Raw genomic sequence first — 14,516 nt, forward strand, 5'->3', positions numbered from 1 at the left:
GTCCTACCGCGCCTCGACGCCGAACGCCTGTGCGAGGCGCTGGATCTTCTGCGCGCGACCGAGTCGGGGCAGGTCGGAGCCGTCGCGGATGACCCGGCCGCGGGCCTCGAAGTCGTCGAGGAAGTCCTGCGCCCAGGCGACGTCGGTCGGCGTGGGGGAGATGACCTCGTTGATGACGGGCAGCTGCTCGGTGTCGAGGCACAGCTTGCCGGTGAGCCCGAGCGAGACCGCGACCTGTGACTGCTCGCGGAGGATCGGGTGCGACGACCCCACCGTCGGGCCGTCGATCGGGCCGGGCAGGTCGCCCACGCGGGACGCCACGACGAGCTTCGACCGCGGGTACGCCATCGCGAGCGTGTCCGCGCTCGTCCCGGTGTCCCGCCGGTAGTCGCCCGAGCCGAACGCCAGCCGGAACGCCCCCTGGGCCTTCGCGATCGACACCGACTCCTCGATGCCCAGGGCCGACTCGACCAGGGCGATCACCGGGGTCTGGCCGCCGAGTCGGTGCCAGGTGTCGGTGACCTGCGCCGGGGACTCGGTCTTCGCGAGCATGACGCCCTGCAGCCCGGGCAGTCCGCGGAGCTCCTCGACGTCGTCCGCCCAGAAGTCCGTCGTCACGTCGTTGATCCGCACCCAGGCCTCGCCGCCACCGGCCAGCCACGCGGCGACGCCCTGGCGGGCCGACGGCTTGGCGGCGGGGTCCACCGCGTCCTCGATGTCCAGGATGATCTGGTCGGCACGGGACCGCTGCGACTTCTCGAACCGATCGGTCGCGGTGCCGGAGACGAGGAGCCACGAACGGGAGATCTCGGCGGGGACCGATCGACGCCGGTTCGGTGCGGGAGCGGACTCCGGCGCGGAGGTGGGGGGAGCGGTGCGGTCGTCGATGGCCATGCCCCGTTGGTACCACACCGGCGCGCCCGGTCGCGCGTCGGTGGGTGCCGGAAAGTCCGAAACCTCGGTTCATTGCCAGAGTGCCAGCCCGCTTCCGCCTACAGTGTCGGATGTGTGGCGAGCGGACAGGGTGACCGACGGCGAGGACGACGTGAACGACGACGTCCCCGTCGAGGGCGCCGACGCGCCCGCGGACGGGCGTGACGGACAGCAGGACGGACGCGACGGACAGCAGGGGGAGCAGGACCGACGGGGGCAGCAGGAAGAGACCGCCGTGACGGACGAACCCGACCGCACCCTGCGCCCGGAACTGCAGCTCACGAGTCCGCAGGCGATCAGCCTGGGTGATCCGCGCCTCCAGGCCGGCAACGCCGCCGAGCCCGCCTGGGACGTCTGGCGCAAGCAGCTGACCGGCGTCGGCGGCACCAGCCCCCTCACGCACTTCGCCGACCACCCCCGGGCCCGCATCGAGCTCTCGACGACGCACCCGGGTGGCCTCGCGCAGTTCATCACCGGCAAGACGACGCTGCTGTCGAGCCTGATCCGTGACGAGGTGGCACTCCGGGCCGCCCGCATCGCCGCCGGTCACGTCGAGGCCAAGGGCACCGAGCTGTCCACCGTGCGCGGCATCGACGCCGTGAAGCTCGGCATCGGCATGGCCGACTGGCAGCACGGCGACGAGCAGTTCCGCGGCCCGGTGCTGCTGCGCCCGCTCGCGATCCGTCGGCACGGCCGCGACTTCGAGGTCCGCCTGCTCGGCGAGCCCGTCCTCAACCCCGGCCTCGCCGACGCGCTGCACGAGCAGTTCGGCGTCATCCTCGACGCCCAGTCCTTCGTGGCGCTCGCGCAGCAGGACGGCTCCTTCACCCCGAACCCGGTGATCGACCGACTCCGCGGGCTCACCGCGCACATCCCGGGCTTCTCGGTGCACGCACGCCTGGTCGTGTCCACCTTCGCCGAGGTCGCGACCGGGATGGTCGAGGACACCGAGGACCTGTCCCACCCGGTGCTCGACGCCCTCGCCGGCAACCCGAGCGCCAAGTGGCAGGTCGAGCAGTCGTACCACCCGGTCGAGCAGACCCCGTCGGACGAGCGGAGCCCGGAGACCGACACGCTCCTGCTCGACGCCGACGACGAGCAGGAGAACGTGATCGCGCAGATCACGGCCGGCAACTCGATCGTGGTGAAGACCCTCCCCGGCACGGGTGGCACGCAGACGATCGTGAACGCGCTCGGCGGCCTCGTCGCGGCGAACAAGCGCGTCCTCGTGGTGAGCCCGCGCCGTGCGACCCTGCGCGGCATCGCAGCGCGGTTCTCCGAGGTGCAGCTCCCCGGCGTCGCCGTCACCCCGGGCACCCTCCGTCGTGACGTCGTCCGTGCGATCGCGCGCAACGAGAAGGCCTCACGTCCGAACCTGCGCGAGGTCGACGACGCCCTGGTCCGGCTCCGCAAGGTCCTCAAGGACTACCGCGGCTCGCTGACGCGGGTCGACCCCGACTTCCGCGTCTCGGTGCTCGACTGCCTCGTCGAGCTGTCGCGCCTGTCGCTGCTGCCCGTCCCGCCGTCGACGACCGCGCGGCTGTCGAAGACCTCGGTGACGAGCATGGTCGAGGGGCGCTCGCGCGTCGCCGAGACCATGGTCAGCGCCGCGAACCTCGGCGAGTTCCGCTACGGCCCGGACGACTCGCCCTGGTACGGCGCGAAGTTCTCCTCGAGCGACGGTGCCCAGCGCGCCCACCGGATCGCGAAGGACCTCGACGCCGACGGCCTGCCGACCCTGCTCCGCCGTGCCCACGACCTCGTCGCCACGACGCACATGCGGCAGTTCACGACGATCAACGAGCTCGGCATCTACCTGCGCCTGCTCACCGAGATCCGCGACACCCTCGACCGCTTCCTGCCCGTCGTCTTCGACCGCTCGGTGTCCGAGCTCGTGGCCGCCACCGCCCCGCGCGGCGAGGGTGCGCCGATGTCGAGCACGAACCGGCGCCGGCTGAAGAAGCTCGCCCGCGAGTACGTCCGCCCCGGTGTGCACGTGTCCGACCTGCACGAGGCACTGACCCGCGTCCAGCAGCAGCGCGTCCTCTGGCAGCGCTACGTCGCCGCCGGCGTGAACCCCGAGGTGCCCACCGGCATCGCGGACGTCCAGGTCCTGTTCTCGAACGTCGTCGAGGACCTCGCGCGCCTCGACGAGCCGCTCGGTCGCACCGCACGCGAGACCCAGCTGGCGAACGTGCCGATCGACGAGCTCGTCCCGACGATCGCCCGCCTCGCCGAGGAGTCCGACGTCCTGCACAACCTGCAGGAGCGGACGGAGCTCATGCAGACCCTGCGCGACCTGCAGCTCGAACCGCTCATCACGGACCTGGCGAACCGGCACGTGCCGGACACCCACGTCCCCGCCGAGCTCGAGCTCGCGTGGTGGCAGTCCGCCCTCGAGACGATGCTCGAGTCCGACCGGGCCCTGCTCGGCGCGAACACCGACATGCTCGACCGGGTCGAGGCCGACTTCCGGCTCGTCGACGACGCGCACGCGGCCGGGGTCTCCCAGGGCCTGGCGTGGCAGCTGGCCGAGAACTGGAAGGTCGGACTCGTCGACTGGCCGGACGAGGCCACCGCGCTGAAGACCCAGCTGCGGGACGGCGCGATCACCTCGCGTCTGCTGCAGGACTCCGCGCCGCACCTGTCCCGGTCGATCGCACCGGTGTGGCTCGCGTCGCCGTACGAGGTCTCGCAGATCGCCGACACGATGCCCTTCGACACCGTGATCCTCGTCGACGCGGGCGCCGTCACCATCGCCGAGACCGTCGGGGCCGTCCGCCGTGCCCGTCAGACCGTCGTGTTCGGCGACCCGGTCACGCAGACCCCGTCGCCGTTCCGGATCGCGGTCGACCCGGCGCACCGCGCGCTGCAGGTCGACGAGGGCACGCTCGACGCCTTCCACGCCGACTCCGCGCTCGCGAAGCTCTCCACGCTGCTGCCGACCCTGTCGCTCACCCGCTCGTACCGCGCCGGCGGCGAGGACCTCGCCGAGCTCGTCAACCGTCGCTTCTACGGCGGACGCATCGAGTCGCTGCCCTGGGCCGGCTCGTTCCTCGGGCACGGCTCGATCGCGCTCGACTACGTCAGCGACGGCAAGGCCGTGCCGGACCCCGAGTCGGGGGCGGTCGAGAGCGTCGACGCCGAGGTGGACCGCGTCGTCCGGCTCGTCATGGACCACGCCCGCACCCGTCCGACCGAGTCGCTCATGGTCATCACCGCCTCGGCGAAGCACGCCGTCCGCGTCGAGCAGGCCGTGCTCACCGCGGCCCAGGGGCACAAGGACCTCACCGAGTTCGTCATCGGCGACCGGGCCGAGCCGTTCATCGTCGCGACGCTCGAGCAGTCCGTCGCCCAGAGCCGCGACCGCGTCGTGTTCTCGATCGGCTACGGCCGCACCCCGCACGGCCGTGTCCTGCGCGACTTCGGTCCGCTCGGCAAGCCCGGTGGGGAGCGCCTGCTCGCCGTCGCGATGACCCGGGCACGTCGCTCGATGGTCATCGTCACCTGCTTCCAGCCGTCCGACATCGAGGCCGAGCGGATGGGCCACGGCACCGTCGCCCTCGCCGAGATCCTCGCCGAGGTCCGTGCGCGCACCACGGCCGAGTACGTCCCGGACGACTCGGATCCGCTGCTCGTCGACCTCGCCCGTCGCCTCGAGATGCGCGGCATCCCCGTCGCGCTCGGCCACCGCGGCAAGCTCGGCCTGGTCGCCGCGCACGGTGGGGTGTGCGTCACGATCGAGACCGACGCGACGCTCGTGAAGGGGTCGCTCCGCGAGTCGCTCCGGCTCCGACCCGAGGTGCTCCGCCGACTCGGGTGGCACTACGTGCGCGTGCACGCGTTCCAGCTCTTCTCCGACCCGGACCGCGTCGCGAACACCGTCGCCGCGGTGCTCGGTGTCGATCGCGGTGCCACGCAGGAGATCTCGATCCCCCCGATCCCCGCACGCCGGTGACTCCTCGGCCGAGCCGGCGGGCCTCCCGGCCGGCCGGTCCGGTGACGCCCGAGACGGACCAGCTGGTGGGCACGTGGACGCGGGCCGACGACGCGTCGTCAGCCGCGCCTCCCGTCCCGTCGGCGACCGACGACGGTGAGGCGCATGCGCAGCCGGGAGGCGCGGCTCGCCCCCGCAGGCGCGTCACCACCCAGCCGGTGCCGGGCTACGACCCGGTGGCGCCGCCGGAACCGGCCCGCCACCGCGACGGGGAGAACGACGACCAGCTCCGGCGCGACGTCCCGCCGCACTGGTGAGCAGGTAGCCTGTCCTGCGATGACTGACACCGTGCGGGAGCGCCCCGACTGGCAGACCTGGCCGAACCTGATCTCGCTGTTCCGGCTGCTGCTGATCCCGGTGTTCGTGTGGCTCGTCGTCGCCGGACACCCCGGCTGGGCGCTCGTCGCGCTCGTCGTCATCGGGGTGAGCGACTGGGCGGACGGCTTCATCGCTCGCAAGTTCGACCAGGGCTCGAAGCTCGGCAAGGCGATCGACCCCGTTGCCGACCGACTCGCGATCATCGCGATCGTGCTGTCGCTCGTGCTGACCGGCTTGCTGCCGTGGTGGGTCGTCGCCGTCGTGGTGCTCGTCGACCTGGTGCTCGTCGTGCTCTCGAGCGTGCTGTTCCACGGCAACCCGGACCTCGACGTCACGTGGACCGGCAAGATCCGGTCGGCGCTGCTCTTCGTCGGGCTGCCGGTGCTGCTGTTCTCCGCCGTGCACACCGTCGACGAGAACGCGCCGTGGGTCCGTGTCGTCGCCCTCGTGTTCGTCTACCTCGGGACCGCCGGGCACGTGCTGGCGGGCGTCCAGTACGCGATCGCGATGTTCGCGAAGCGGCGCGAGGTGTCGGCCGCGCGTTGACGCCGGCCCCGCGCTGGCGCCGGCCGCGCGTTGACGCCGGCCGTTCGCACAAGCAAAACCCGCCCGAGCCACGTGATCGCGTGGTTCGGGCGGGTTTCGGTTGTGCGGGAGCAGCTAGAGCTTCGTCGTGCCGCCGATACCGGGACCCTCGGGAGCGGTCGACGGCGCCACGTGTGCACCGCCACCGGTGTTCGCGGCCACGCCGTTCTGCGAGCGGAGCAGGTCGCGGATCTCGAGCAGCACCTCGACGTCGGTCGGCGGGACGTCCTGCGGCGTCTGCTCCTCGTCGTTCTTGACCCGCTCGAACGCGACCTTCTTGAGGTGGTTCACGGGGAGCACGAGGGCGAAGTACACGACGGCCGCGACGATGACGAAGTTGATCACCGCGCCGATCACCGAGCCGAACATGAGGGTCGCCGGCTTGCCGCCCGCCACGGTCGGGATGTCGACCTTGAGCGCGTCGTCGAGGCTCGACGCGTTGAACACCGCGCCGATCGCCGGGTTGATGATCGCGTTCACGATGACGGTCACGATGGCGGTGAACGCTGCACCGATGACGACTGCGACGGCCAGGTCGATGACGTTGCCGCGGAGCAGGAACTCCTTGAAGCCCTTCACGGGACTCCTTCCGGGTCGAGGACGGCCGCCGGACGGCGACCCCATCAACCTACCGAGGAGTCCGGACCCCGGTCAGGACCCGGCGGGCTTCGGCGTGGTCGAGGCAGCGGGCTTCGCGGCTGCGGGCTTCGACTCGGTCTTCGCCGGCGTCGAGGACGACGACTCCGACGAGCCGGACGAGCCCGACGACTCCGACGAGCCCTTCGGCGCCGCCCGGGAATCGGTCCGGTAGAAGCCGCCCCCGTTGAACGTCACCCCGACCGGCGAGAAGACCTTGCGCAGCACCCCGCCGCACGCCGGGCACTCGGTGAGCGTGGCGTCGGAGAACGACTGCTTGATGTCGAAGGCGTTGCCGCACTCCGTGCAGCGGTACGAGTAGGTGGGCACCCTAGCTCCGGAAGGTGATGATGCGCGACGGCGTGATGATGCCGTCGACGGGTTCGTCGTGGGTCTCGCGCGGGACCTCGTCGAGGTACTCCGCGTCGAAGATCACAGCATAGACGGGCGGGCGGTTCGCCATCGACCCGAGCGTCTTGTCGTAGTAGCCGCGTCCCCAGCCCATCCGGACGCCGTCGTGTCCCACCGCGGCGGCGGGGGCGAGGATCGCGTCGACGTCGTTGATCGCGAGGGGGGAGAGCACCTCGCCGACGACCTCAGGCACGCCGGCCAGCCCCTCGGCCTCGGAGGCGCCGTCGCCGACCGCCCAGTCGAGCAGGCCGTCCTCGCGGGTGATCGGCAGGAGCACCCGGATGCCGCGCTCGAACGCCCAGTTCAGGAACGGGCGGACGTCGGGTTCCTCGGGTGCGGAGAGGTACAGCGCGATCGACTCGACCTGGCGCTCCTCGGCGAAGCGCTGCAGGGTCGCGGTGAGCGCCGCGGTGTCGGTCTCGCGTTCGGTCGTGGTCCGGGTGCGCCGCCGCTGCCGGAGCTCGGCTCGCAGGGCGCGCTTCTCGTTCCCGAGATCGGCGATCATGCCGAGGAGTCTACCGAGGGCACGTCTTGCGGCTTTCCGCCGCCGAGCGCGAGAAGCCGTGTCCTCCGTAGCGACGACATGCCCCCTCCAGGGGTCATCCGATACCGTCCAGGCATGGGCTTCCAGATTTCGAAGGCCGTGATCCCCGCCGCAGGCCTGGGCACGCGCTTCCTCCCCGCCACCAAGGCGATGCCGAAGGAGATGCTCCCCGTCGTCGACAAGCCGGCCATCCAGTACGTGGTGGAAGAGGCCGTCGGCGCAGGGCTCACCGACGTGCTGATGATCACGGGCCGCAACAAGAACGCGCTCGAGAACCACTTCGACCACGTGTCCGAGCTCGAGGAGACCCTCAAGAAGAAGGGCGACCACGAGAAGCTGCAGAAGGTGAACCAGTCCACGGACCTCGCCGACATGCACTACGTCCGCCAGGGCGACCCGCTGGGCCTCGGCCACGCCGTGCTCCGCGCCAAGATGCACGTCGGCCGCGAGCCGTTCGCCGTGCTCCTCGGTGACGACATCATCGACGCCCGCGACCCGCTGCTCAAGCGCATGATCGAGGTCCAGGGCGAGAAGAACGCCACCGTCGTCGCCCTGCTCGAGGTCCCGGAGTCGCAGACCCACCTCTACGGCATCGCCACGGTCGAGGAGACCGACACCGACGACGTCGTGAAGATCACCGGCCTCGTCGAGAAGCCCCCGCAGGGCGAGGCGCCCTCGAACCTGGCCATCATCGGCCGCTACGTCATCCGTCCCGAGGTCTTCGACGTCCTCGAGAAGCAGGAGCCGGGCAAGGGCGGCGAGATCCAGCTGACCGACGCGCTCATGAAGATGGCGAACGCCGAGGAGTGGACCGGCGGCGTGTACGGCGTCGTGTTCCGTGGACGCCGGTACGACACCGGTGACAAACTCGACTACATCAAGGCGATCGTCCAGCTCGCCTCGGACCGCGAAGACCTCGGCCCCGACCTCAAGTCGTGGCTCAAGGAGTTCAACGCGGGCGAATAGACGACCCGTCGCCGAACGGGTCCGGGGAACACCCCCGGGCCCGTTCGACGCTCCCGGAGGAACCAGCGCGATGACGACGATCCCGACCCTGTCCCACGGGCGGGTCACCATCCGGCCCCTCCGACTCCGCGACACCCGCGACCTCGACGTCGCCCTCGCGAGCAACCGCTCGTGGCTCCGCACGTGGGAGGCCACGAACCCCTCCGGTCACGTCTCCACCGACATCCGTGGCAGCATCCGCGCGCTCCAGGCCAACGCCCGCGCGGGGCTCGGACTCCCGTTCGCGATGGAGCTCGACGGCCGCTTCGTCGGGCAGCTCAACGTCTCCGGCATCACGTACGGCTCCCTCGCCAGTGCTTCGATCGGCTACTGGGTCGTCGAGGACGCCGCCGGCCACAACGTCACGCCGATCGCCGTCGCGATGGCGGTGGACCACTGCTTCCGCGTCGTCGGCATCCACCGCATCGAGATCTGCATCCGTCCCGAGAACGCCCCGTCGCTGCGGGTGGTCGAGAAGCTCGGCTTCCGGTACGAGGGGCTCCGCCGCCGCTACATCCACATCAACGGCGACTGGCGCGACCACTTCTGCTTCGCCCTCGTCGCGGAAGAGGTCCGCGAGGGCGTCCTCGAACGCTGGGTCCGCGGCCAGGTCCCGCCCGGCGTCGGTTCGGTCCCCCTCGCGGCACGCGACGAGGCCGCGATGCCGCTGCACACGACGCCCCGCGTCTGACCCGCGGGTCCGGTCCGTCCGAGCGGCCCGGGAGGCGCGGCTCGACCCCGGCGATTTCGTCGCGACACGCGCAACACGCGTCCGGCAATCACCGGCCGGGGGAACGCCCACCCCTACCGTGTCCCCATGGCAGGTATCGGCTCCTGGGGCGGCGGCATCGTCCTGCTCATCGCGGCCGTGCTCTGGCTCGTCTACCTCATGCCGTCCTGGGCGGCCCGTCGGCAGTACCTCGCCACCGAGCGGAACGCGATCCGGCTGCAGCAGACCCTCCGCATCCTCGCGCAGACCGCCGAGCTGCCGGACGAGGTCCGCATCGAGATGAACGCGAAGTCCCTCGCCGAGGCCCAGCGGGTCGCGAAGTCGGAGGAGGCGAAGCGCACCGCGATCGTCCGCGCCCACGAGGCCGCCCGGCAGCGGGAGATCACCCGTCGACTGGCCGAGCAGGCACCCGTGCTCGAGCGGGCCTCGGCGGTCCCGGCACTCACCGCGATGCGCATGCGTCGGTCCCGACTGGGGGCGACCCTGCTCGGCACGCTCGGCCTCGTCGTCGCGGTCGTCGTGTTCGTCGCGGCCCCCGCCGCCTGGCTCGTCGGTGTCGCCGGCCTCGTCGCCGCCGGTGGGTCCGCAGCGGTCCTCGCCCAGCTGCACCAGGTGGCGAAGGCGCGGAAGGCCCGGACCGCGACGGTCGTGCCGGAGTCGAGCCGCGCCTCCAGGCCCGCGAGCGAGTGGACGGACCCGGCGCCGCCGCTGTCGACCGAGCAGCCCGCCCAGCCCGCTCGTGACCGCAGCTGGACGCCGAACCGCGTCCCGAAGCCGCTGTACGTCGAACGCCCGAAGGTCCCGGCGGCCACGCCGGAGTCCTCGGCGGAGCTCGCCGCCCGCCTGAAGGAGCGGGTCGCCGCGGCCAAGGCGGAAGCCGAGGCCGAGGCGGCCGCGATCCGTGCCGCCGAGACCGACCCGTCGCTCGCGCGGGTGTCGCCCATGCGCCCGGACGTCGAGGAGGCCGTCGCGTCGCTCTCCGCCCACGACCAGGGGCGGCTCGCCGAACGGCTGGGTCTGCGCGCGCCGGCCGGGCCGGGAGCCCCGGTTGCGCAGGCCGCTCCCGCTCCGGAACCCGCTGCTCCCGCCGCTCCCGCCGCGCCCTCGGCGCCGCCGAGCAAGTGGGCCGGCATGGGTGTCCTCGGCGAGGACGCGTACGAGCAGGCGGACCTCGACGCCATCATGCGTCGCCGCCGCGCCGTCTGATCGCTCGATTTCGGATCGGGCCGACGCGGGTGCTAGTGTGGACGCGTTCTCGGGGCTATGGCGCAGTTGGTAGCGCGTCTCGTTCGCAATGAGAAGGTCAGGGGTTCGAATCCCCTTAGCTCCACTCCGAGACAGAAGGCCACCCGATCGGGTGGCCTTCGTCGTTCCCGGGGCGGGCCCGCGTCAGCCGGGGACGCTCTCCGTCAGGATCCCGGCCTGGGCGAGCTCGCCGTGGATCGCGTTGGCGGCCTGCTCGAAGGCGCGGTTGCCGCGCGAGATGCCGAGCGCGCCGCCCTTGAGCGCCGACTTGCCGGCACCGCGCAGGAGCCGCGCGACCGTCCGACCGTCCGGCGTGACCATGATCTGCACGTCGAGGCGGGTGTGGAAGGTCCGGTCGTTCGCCATGCCGCCGATGAGCAGCGTGAGGCCCATGCTGCCGCGGGTGGCGCGGAGGGCTCCCTGGTCGCCGTCGTCGACGGTGTAGCCCTCGCGGACGAGTGCGCCGCGGACGAGTGCGCGGACGTGGTCGGGGGCGGCTGCGACGAAGAAGTCGTGGCTCTCGGGCATGGGTGGTCTGATCCTCTCGACGGTGGTTCCTGCCAGAGATCATGCCGTGTCGTCGCCTACCCTGGGAAGCACCATGACTGCTTCCCTGACGCGCCGCTCCCTGCTGTCCCTCGCCGGCGTGACCGGCATCGGGCTCGCCGTCGCCGCGTGCTCGTCGGGGGACGGCGGAACGGGCAAGGGGTCCGGTGGGGACACGAGCAACGGTGGCGGTTCGTCCACGCCCACCGCGAAGCCGGTCGCGAAGTCGCTCAGCCCTGCGCAGGTCCCGCTCGCCGGCGGTGTGACGATCACCGTCGGCGGCTCCGGGCTGGCAGCGGTCGCGGGCGTCACGGTCGGGGGCATCGCCGCGCGGGACGTCCGGGCGACCGCCACGAAGGTGACCTTCACGGCACCGCACCAGGCGATGTACACGGCGGGTTCGGCGGACGTCGCGCTGTTCACGACCGCGATCGAGCCGTCACCGTCCGCCAACCAGTCCTCGGACGGCAACGGCAGCGCCGCGAACGACGGGCAGACCGGGGCGACGCAGGACTCCGCGACGGCCACGCCGACACCGACCACCGCGCCCGTCCCGGACGCCTCGACGGCGGTCGCGACCTCGACCCTGGCCTACGCGGCACTGACCGACGTCGACCGGCAGCTCGAGTACGCGATGGCGCACTGGAAGGACTACAACCTCGCCGAGTACGGCACCATGAACCCCATCGGCGGCGACTGCGCGAACTACGTGTCGCAGACCTTGATCGCCCGAGGCTGGCAGCAGCGCTCCGACTGGTACAACCGCTCGGCCGGGGCGGAGCACTCGGCGACGTGGACCTACTGCCCGACGATGGACCCGTGGCTGACCGCGAACGCCGCGGAGTTCGGGCTCACCCGCCGCTCCCTCGACGAACGCGACAAGGTCAAGGTCGGCGACATCGTGTTCTACGACTGGAACGACAACGACTCGCCGGACCACACCACGATCGTGTCCGAGGTGTTCACCGAGCCGGACGGCACGGTCCGCATCAAGTCGGCGAGCCACAACCAGGACGGGCCGTACCGCGACCTCGACGAGATGATCACCGTGCAGCACCCGGGCGGGACCGCCTGGTTCCACACGTTCGACGCGTAGCGCCGGCGCGCGCCGGCGGCGCGCCGCGGGGCCGCGTTCGCGTTCGCGTCGAACCACGAAGGCGACACCGAACCACCGACCCGCGCTGGTTCGGTGTCGGTTCCGTGGTTCGACGTCGGCCCGCCGCGCCGGGCCGCGCCGCTCCGCGCCGGGCCGCGCCGCTCGTCAGGGGTACCCGAGGAACCAGAGCAGCACGACGGCGACCGGCTGCAGGCACACGCCCACGACGAGCCACACGACCGCCCGCCGCCGCGTCCGCACGAACACGTCCGACCCGAGCAGCGGCGCCGTCGGCATGAGCAACCGGGGCAGGGACTGCTGCGGCAGGAACACCGCCACGAGGTACAGCGCGTACGCCGCCGTGAACGCCCACACGTCCACCCCGAGGGCCCGGACCGACCTCCGCGTCCAGAACCACACCGCCCCCGCGAGCACGGCGACCACGAGCACGATCCCGAGCGGCCCGAGCCACGTCCCCGCCATCGTGAACCACGGCGTGAGCGGCGCGAAGTGCTGCCGCCCCACGAACCCCACCCACCACGACAGTTCGGTGTCGAGGTACGCGTTCGGCCGACCCGTCACGGCCGAGGCGATCACCGGCCACGCCAGCCCCGCCGCAGCCACCACCAGCCCCGACACGACGATCGCCACGGCGTCCCGCACCGGGAGCGCCCGACGCTCCTGCACCCATCGCACGACGAGGTGCACCGCGAGCGCCACGGCCAACGCCAGCACCCCCGGCTTCGTGAACGCGGCCACGAGCCCGAGCGGCGCGACCAACCAGTAGCGCCGACGGACGAGCGCCAGCAGCGCCCCGAACAGCAGCAGCAGGAACGTGCTCTCGGCGTAGGCCACCTGCAGCAGGAACGCGGTGGGACCGAACGCGAACAGCGCCGTCGCCCACCGCGCACGGTGCGAGCAGCCCACGGCGAGCACCAGCCGGTAGAGCAGCACGCACGCCCCGGCCCCGGCGAGCGTCGCGACGAGCACGCCCGCGACCCAGAACGACCCGCCCGTCAGCGGCATGACCGCGCGCACGAGCGTCGGGAACACCGGCAGGAACGCCCAGGCGTTCGGGAGGACGTGCCCCGAGTCATCGAGCGGCAGCGTCGTCGGGTACCCGTGCTCCGCGATGATCCGGTAGAAGGACGCGTCCCACGACCCCGAGAACGTGAAGAAGGACGGATCGCGTCGGGACGACGCGAACGGCCAGCCGTTCGCCGTCGCCACGACGTACACGGTCGCGAGCAGGACCGTGCTGACCACGCGCGAGGCCAACCACAGGAGCAGGGGAGTGGTCCAGCCGCTGTGGCGCGCCTCCAGGGCCGGCCTGGAGGCGCGGCTCGTCTCCCCGGCGCTCGTCACCGCCCGATCCTCGCACGTCCACGGCACGTCACCGGTGTCCGCAAGGCGTACGGTTCCAGCCTCGGTGCGGGCCCACGGCGTTGCATGGTCGGCGTTCCCTGGAAGACGCAACCACTGGAGGCACCATGCCGTTCATCACCGTCGGAGCCGAGAACGGGCACGACATCGACCTGCACTACGACGACTTCGGATCGGGCGACCCGGTCGTCCTCATCCACGGCTGGCCCCTGTCCGGCCGCTCGTGGGAGGGCCAGATCCCGGCCCTCGTCGAGGCCGGGCACCGTGTCGTCGCGTACGACCGTCGTGGCTTCGGGCAGTCGTCGCAGCCGTGGGGCGGGTACGACTACGACACGTTCGCCGCCGACCTCGACACCCTGCTCGACCAGCTCGGGCTGACCGAGGTCACGCTGATCGGGTTCTCGATGGGTGGCGGTGAGCTCGCGCGCTACGTGTCCACCTACGGCACGGGCCGGGTGAAGAAGCTCGTGTTCGCGAGCGCGGTGCCGCCGTACCTCTGGAAGTCCGACGACAACCCCGACGGCGGGGTCGACCAGGACCTCGCCGACTGGTTCTCGAACGGGATCACCGGGGACCGCCCCGCGTTCCTGCACGAGTTCGTCGACCTGTTCTACACGGCGGGCAAGCCCTCGCTCGTGAACAAGCCCCTGGTGTCGGGCGACCAGCGCGCGTACGACCTCGCGATCGCCGAGCTCGCATCGCCGAAGGGCACGCTCGACTGCACCGTCGCGTTCGCCACGACGGACTTCCGCGACGACCTCACCAAGATCGACGTGCCGACGCTCGTGATCCACGGCGACTCCGACGGCATCGTGCCGTTCGAGGTGTCCGGCAAGCGGACCGCTGCGGCGATCCCGAACGCGCAGACCCACGTCATCGAGGGCGGGCCGCACGGGGTGCTGGCATCGCACAAGGACGAGTGGAACGAGGCCGTCCTGCGGTTCCTCGCCTCCTGACCCGCGCCTCCCGATCCGCGCCTCCTGATCCGCGCCGAGACGCTGCGTCGGTCTCGCACCGATCTCCGCGTCTCGTGAGCAGCAATGGTCGGGTCCGTTCGTCGGACCCGACCATTCCTGCTCACCGAGGA

General features: G+C 71.7%; 14 protein-coding genes and 1 tRNA gene. 9 read left to right on the top strand and 6 right to left on the bottom strand.

Going from position 1 to position 14,516, the window contains the following annotated elements:
- Positions 1-3: 3 nt before the first annotated feature.
- On the bottom strand, positions 4-894 hold the full coding sequence (locus tag HWD93_RS10455) for a CoA ester lyase (RefSeq protein WP_261646785.1): 891 nt from the start codon (positions 892-894) through the stop codon (positions 4-6).
- 130 nt (positions 895-1,024) lie between these two features.
- Here HWD93_RS10455 and HWD93_RS10460 point away from each other — a divergent pair, with 130 nt between their 5' ends.
- The 3 genes from HWD93_RS10460 to HWD93_RS10470 all read left to right on the top strand — a co-directional run bounded on the left by HWD93_RS10460 (position 1,025) and on the right by HWD93_RS10470 (position 5,794).
- Positions 1,025-4,891, top strand: a complete 3,867-nt coding sequence (locus HWD93_RS10460) for an ATP-binding protein (protein WP_071295819.1) — start codon at positions 1,025-1,027, stop codon at positions 4,889-4,891.
- A gap of 65 nt (positions 4,892-4,956) precedes the next feature.
- A complete protein-coding gene (locus HWD93_RS10465) occupies positions 4,957-5,187 on the top strand; it encodes a hypothetical protein (RefSeq protein ID WP_261646786.1) in 231 nt (76 codons plus the stop codon).
- Positions 5,188-5,206: 19 nt separating this feature from the next.
- Positions 5,207-5,794, top strand: a complete 588-nt coding sequence (locus HWD93_RS10470; protein ID WP_070417866.1) for a CDP-alcohol phosphatidyltransferase family protein — start codon at positions 5,207-5,209, stop codon at positions 5,792-5,794.
- A gap of 114 nt (positions 5,795-5,908) precedes the next feature.
- On the opposite strand, the gene mscL is transcribed toward HWD93_RS10470, so the two are convergent.
- From mscL to HWD93_RS10485, 3 genes are all read right to left on the bottom strand, one after another.
- The gene (mscL, locus tag HWD93_RS10475; RefSeq protein ID WP_261646787.1) at positions 5,909-6,412 is read right to left on the bottom strand and encodes a large conductance mechanosensitive channel protein MscL; all 504 of its coding nucleotides are present in this window, start codon (positions 6,410-6,412) and stop codon (positions 5,909-5,911) included.
- A gap of 72 nt (positions 6,413-6,484) precedes the next feature.
- Positions 6,485-6,799: an FmdB family zinc ribbon protein gene (locus HWD93_RS10480; protein ID WP_261646788.1), complete on the bottom strand. Its 315-nt coding sequence runs from the start codon at positions 6,797-6,799 to the stop codon at positions 6,485-6,487.
- Between the two features lies 1 nt (position 6,800).
- Positions 6,801-7,385, bottom strand: a complete 585-nt coding sequence (locus HWD93_RS10485; protein WP_070417869.1) for a 5-formyltetrahydrofolate cyclo-ligase — start codon at positions 7,383-7,385, stop codon at positions 6,801-6,803.
- A gap of 114 nt (positions 7,386-7,499) precedes the next feature.
- Between HWD93_RS10485 and galU the strand changes: the two genes are divergently transcribed.
- The 4 genes from galU (at position 7,500) to HWD93_RS10505 (ending at position 10,489) form a co-directional block, all read left to right on the top strand.
- Positions 7,500-8,390, top strand: coding sequence for a UTP--glucose-1-phosphate uridylyltransferase GalU (gene galU, locus HWD93_RS10490; protein WP_022907539.1), 891 nt, complete (start codon positions 7,500-7,502; stop codon positions 8,388-8,390).
- Between the two features lie 70 nt (positions 8,391-8,460).
- On the top strand, positions 8,461-9,120 hold the full coding sequence (locus HWD93_RS10495) for a GNAT family N-acetyltransferase (RefSeq protein ID WP_261646789.1): 660 nt from the start codon (positions 8,461-8,463) through the stop codon (positions 9,118-9,120).
- A 126-nt stretch (positions 9,121-9,246) separates the two neighbouring features.
- Positions 9,247-10,365 (top strand): hypothetical protein, encoded by a 1,119-nt coding sequence (locus HWD93_RS10500; RefSeq protein WP_261646790.1) that lies wholly within the window; start codon positions 9,247-9,249, stop codon positions 10,363-10,365.
- A gap of 51 nt (positions 10,366-10,416) precedes the next feature.
- Positions 10,417-10,489, top strand: a tRNA-Ala gene (locus tag HWD93_RS10505).
- 59 nt (positions 10,490-10,548) lie between these two features.
- Here the strand turns inward: HWD93_RS10505 and HWD93_RS10510 are convergent.
- Complete coding sequence (locus HWD93_RS10510; RefSeq protein WP_071295815.1) at positions 10,549-10,932, bottom strand: hypothetical protein; 384 nt, start codon at positions 10,930-10,932, stop codon at positions 10,549-10,551.
- A 73-nt stretch (positions 10,933-11,005) separates the two neighbouring features.
- Here HWD93_RS10510 and HWD93_RS10515 point away from each other — a divergent pair, with 73 nt between their 5' ends.
- Positions 11,006-12,046, top strand: a complete 1,041-nt coding sequence (locus HWD93_RS10515; protein ID WP_261646791.1) for an amidase domain-containing protein — start codon at positions 11,006-11,008, stop codon at positions 12,044-12,046.
- A 165-nt stretch (positions 12,047-12,211) separates the two neighbouring features.
- Here the strand turns inward: HWD93_RS10515 and HWD93_RS10520 are convergent, their stop codons facing one another.
- Entirely contained in the window at positions 12,212-13,411 is a 1,200-nt protein-coding gene (locus HWD93_RS10520) for a hypothetical protein (protein WP_261646792.1), read from the bottom strand.
- Positions 13,412-13,536: 125 nt separating this feature from the next.
- Between HWD93_RS10520 and HWD93_RS10525 the strand changes: the two genes are divergently transcribed.
- Complete coding sequence (locus tag HWD93_RS10525; protein WP_261646793.1) at positions 13,537-14,385, top strand: alpha/beta fold hydrolase; 849 nt, start codon at positions 13,537-13,539, stop codon at positions 14,383-14,385.
- The last annotated feature ends 131 nt before the right edge of the window (positions 14,386-14,516 follow it).

This window comes from Curtobacterium sp. C2H10 (assembly GCF_025407985.1).
In the GTDB taxonomy this organism is placed as follows: Bacteria; Actinomycetota; Actinomycetes; order Actinomycetales; family Microbacteriaceae; genus Curtobacterium.

Excerpts from the sequence above, each read along its gene's own strand:
- HWD93_RS10510 (WP_071295815.1), bottom strand. The coding sequence starts at position 10,932 with ATGCCCGAGAGCCACGACTTCTTCGTCGCAGCCGCCCCCGACCACGTC.
- HWD93_RS10455 (WP_261646785.1), bottom strand. The coding sequence starts at position 894 with ATGGCCATCGACGACCGCACCGCTCCCCCCACCTCCGCGCCGGAGTCC.
- HWD93_RS10485 (WP_070417869.1), bottom strand. The coding sequence starts at position 7,385 with ATGATCGCCGATCTCGGGAACGAGAAGCGCGCCCTGCGAGCCGAGCTC.
- HWD93_RS10525 (WP_261646793.1), top strand. The coding sequence starts at position 13,537 with ATGCCGTTCATCACCGTCGGAGCCGAGAACGGGCACGACATCGACCTG.
- galU (WP_022907539.1), top strand. The coding sequence starts at position 7,500 with ATGGGCTTCCAGATTTCGAAGGCCGTGATCCCCGCCGCAGGCCTGGGC.
- HWD93_RS10515 (WP_261646791.1), top strand. The coding sequence starts at position 11,006 with ATGACTGCTTCCCTGACGCGCCGCTCCCTGCTGTCCCTCGCCGGCGTG.
- HWD93_RS10495 (WP_261646789.1), top strand. The coding sequence starts at position 8,461 with ATGACGACGATCCCGACCCTGTCCCACGGGCGGGTCACCATCCGGCCC.
- HWD93_RS10470 (WP_070417866.1), top strand. The coding sequence starts at position 5,207 with ATGACTGACACCGTGCGGGAGCGCCCCGACTGGCAGACCTGGCCGAAC.
- HWD93_RS10500 (WP_261646790.1), top strand. The coding sequence starts at position 9,247 with ATGGCAGGTATCGGCTCCTGGGGCGGCGGCATCGTCCTGCTCATCGCG.